Here is a 3,013-nt window from a genome sequence, read left to right on the forward strand (position 1 = left end):
GCTCTCGACCGGGTCCACGAGGACGTCGACGAGGCCGACGAGGAGGACGGTGAGGCCGACGAGGAGGACGGTGAGGACGGTGAGGACGAGCAGCGCGAGGGCGTACGTCGGGCGGCTGGCGCGGTTCACACGGCACCCCCGGTCGTCCGTGCGGGCTCGGCGGGCGTCGCCGCGTCCGGTTCGGGGTCTGCGGCGCGGGCGAACCCGGGCGGACGGAGCATCAACGAGATCACGAGCAGGGCGACGAGCAGCTGCCCGGTGAGCGCCAGCGACCGTGCCCCCTGGCCGGTCGGCACGAGCTCGACCCTGCCGCCGCCCTCGGGGATCTCGAAGGCGGCGACCGGGGCGCTGACCACCGCGAGCGGGCGACCGTCGACCCGCGCCTCGAACGTGTCACCAGGCAACTGGTTGACCAGCAGCACACCGCCGCCGGAGACGTCGTCGACGACCCGGCCGTCCGCCAGGACGCGCAGCGGCTCCGGAGGGCTGTCGGCGGGCAGTCGCCCGATGGTCGTCAGGCTGCGCAGCGCATCGGCGCTGACCACGCTCGCGCGCGGGAGCGCGTCGAGGACGGTCAGCACCCGGCCCGAGGCGACGGGACGTGGCTCGAGGCCGTCCTGGCTGCGCAGCGCATCGTCGAGGCTGTCGGACGTCCCACCGTCGGGCACCACCACGTACCGCACACCGAGGTGACCCAAGGTCGCCGCCGCGGTGACGTCCCGGCCAGCGACCAGGTCGGCGACCGCATCGTCCACCACGGCGAGGGCGTCGGCGTCCGGGGTCACCCCGGTCGAGGCCATCGATGGACCCGCTCCGGGAACGACCTCGTAGGTCGCCACGCCGTCGACGTCAGCGAGCAGGAGCACGAGGAAGGGGTCCTCCGGGATCGCGGCCGCGGTGACGAACGCGGGCAGCGCTTCGCGGTCCCGGACGTAGGTGCCCTGCGGACCCTGGACGAGGCCGAAGGCGACCGCCCCGAGGCTGACCGCGACGGCCGCGCCGGTCGTGACGGCCGCGACCTGACGCCACCCGAACGTGTGACGGCCGAGGGATGCCTCGCCGCGGGCGAAGGCGACCGCGAGGAGCCCGGCGTAGGCCGCGGCGGTCAGGATCAACGGCGTCCCCGGCCACACCGGGGAGCCGGTCCGGGCCAGCCACCACCCGCCGACCGCGCCGAGCAGACCGACCGCGTACAGGCTGCCGACCAGCCACGTCTGGCGCCGCCAACCGAACAGGACCCCGAGCACCCCGGCGAGGAAGAACCCGACGCCGGCCCACGGGGCCGGGAACCCCTCGATACCGGGCACGAGCAGGACCCAGCGCCACAGTTCGCCGTCCACGATGGAAGCGGGCTCGACCCCGCGGAGGGGGCCGTCCGGGGCGAGCAGGCCGAAGCTCCAGGGCACGAGGAGAGCGAGCGGACCGAACGTGGCGAGCGACAACCGTGCCGCCAGCGGGCCACGCCACCCGCGCGGGGAGCGCGGCAGCACGGTGACCAACAGCAGCACGCCGGCGACGACGAGCACCGCGAGCACCGCCGGCACGAAGGCGCCGGCGATCGCTCCGAGGAGGGCGGTGGCTGCGGCGGCGCGCCACGCGGTGGCGGGCGCGGTCGTCCGATGGGCCAACGTGCCCACGCCAGCCACGATGCCCGGCAGGACGGCCACCGTCACCAGCGCCCCGACCTCGCCGGACAGCAGCGCGGCGATGGCCGGCGGCGACAGGACGTAGGCCGTGGCGGCGACCACACGCGGCAGCTTCTTGCGCGAGTACCGCTGGGCGGCCCGCAGCGCCAGCAGCCACGCCACGAGCAGGCTGCCGAGCAGCAGCACCCGGGAGGCGAGGTAGGCCGAACCGAACAGCAGCCACTGCAGGATCCCGAGCAGCGCCTGCGCGGGCGACGGCGCCTCCGAGGTCCCGATGCCGGCGGCGGTGTGCCAGGCAGACGCGTGGTCACCGAGGAACGCCCGGGACGAGGCCGGCCAGGGCGCGAGCTCGCCGCCTCGCAGCGTCCCGCCCGCCAGCAGCGACAGCGCCCCGATCAGCACCAACACGGTCAGGACCGCGCCGACCAGCAGGACCGGCCGCTGACGGACCAGCTTGCCGAGCTTCGCGGTGGCCGTCTCGGGTTCGCGGGCGGCGGTCTCCTCGGTCGCGGCGGGCGCCACGTCACCGCCGGCGATCCAGTCCGCGATGGCTTCGGCGTACGCCCGCACCCGCGGCACGACGCGACCGAAGTGCTCCTTGACCTCGTCGTCGCTGCGCCGGCGGTGCTGCTGCACCTGCCGCCGCAGACGGCGGGTCTCGAGGAGGTGCAGGACGTTCCAGATCCACGCGCGGACGGTCAGCCACGCGTCGGAGAACCGCCGCGTGAGCAGGAAACCGAGGATCTTGGCGATGCCGAACAGGAAGTACAGCGGCACGATGGTCGCGAGCCGTGCCGGTCCGTAGTTCTTGAGCAAGGTCGCGAGGGTGTTGCGCTCGGCGAAGTAGCGCGGCCCGATGACCCGGGTCTGTCCGAGCCGGTGGTAGTTGGTCGCCGCCGCCTTGTGGACGCCCACGGCCTCCGGGACCACCTCGACGTCCGCGCCCGACAGCCACGTGCGCCAGCACAGATCCAGGTCGTCGCGGAACAGGTGGAAGCGCCGGTCGAAGCGACCGACGCGGTCGAAGACCTCGCGACGCAGCAGCATCCCCGCGGTCGACACGTAGAGGGTCCGACGGTCGACGTCGCGCTGGCCCTGGTCGAGCTCGCCCTCGTCGACCCCGGAGTCCGCGCGACCGGTCAGGTCCACGGTCCAGCCGACCGACTGCAGCCGGCGCGGGTCGTCCCAATCGAGCAGCTTCGGACCGACGATCGCCAGGCGCGGGTCGTCGTCGAGCGCGCCCGCGAGTTCGGCGACGGCGTCGGGTTCGAGCGCGAGGTCGTCGTGCAGCAGCAGGACGTACGGCGAGGTATCCACGGGCCGCGCGTCGAGCGCCATCGAGACGGCCGCACCGAAACCGAGGTCAC

General features: G+C 74.3%; 1 protein-coding gene. It reads right to left on the minus strand.

Translation table 11 applies throughout. The features are described from left to right. Positions 1-125 precede the first annotated feature (125 nt). The coding region (locus WEB03_RS03545) for a glycosyltransferase (protein WP_368069594.1) at positions 126-3,013 on the minus strand (2,888 nt) is incomplete at its 5' end.

The organism is Nitriliruptor sp. (assembly GCF_040882075.1).
In the GTDB taxonomy this organism is placed as follows: Bacteria; Actinomycetota; Nitriliruptoria; order Nitriliruptorales; family Nitriliruptoraceae; genus Nitriliruptor.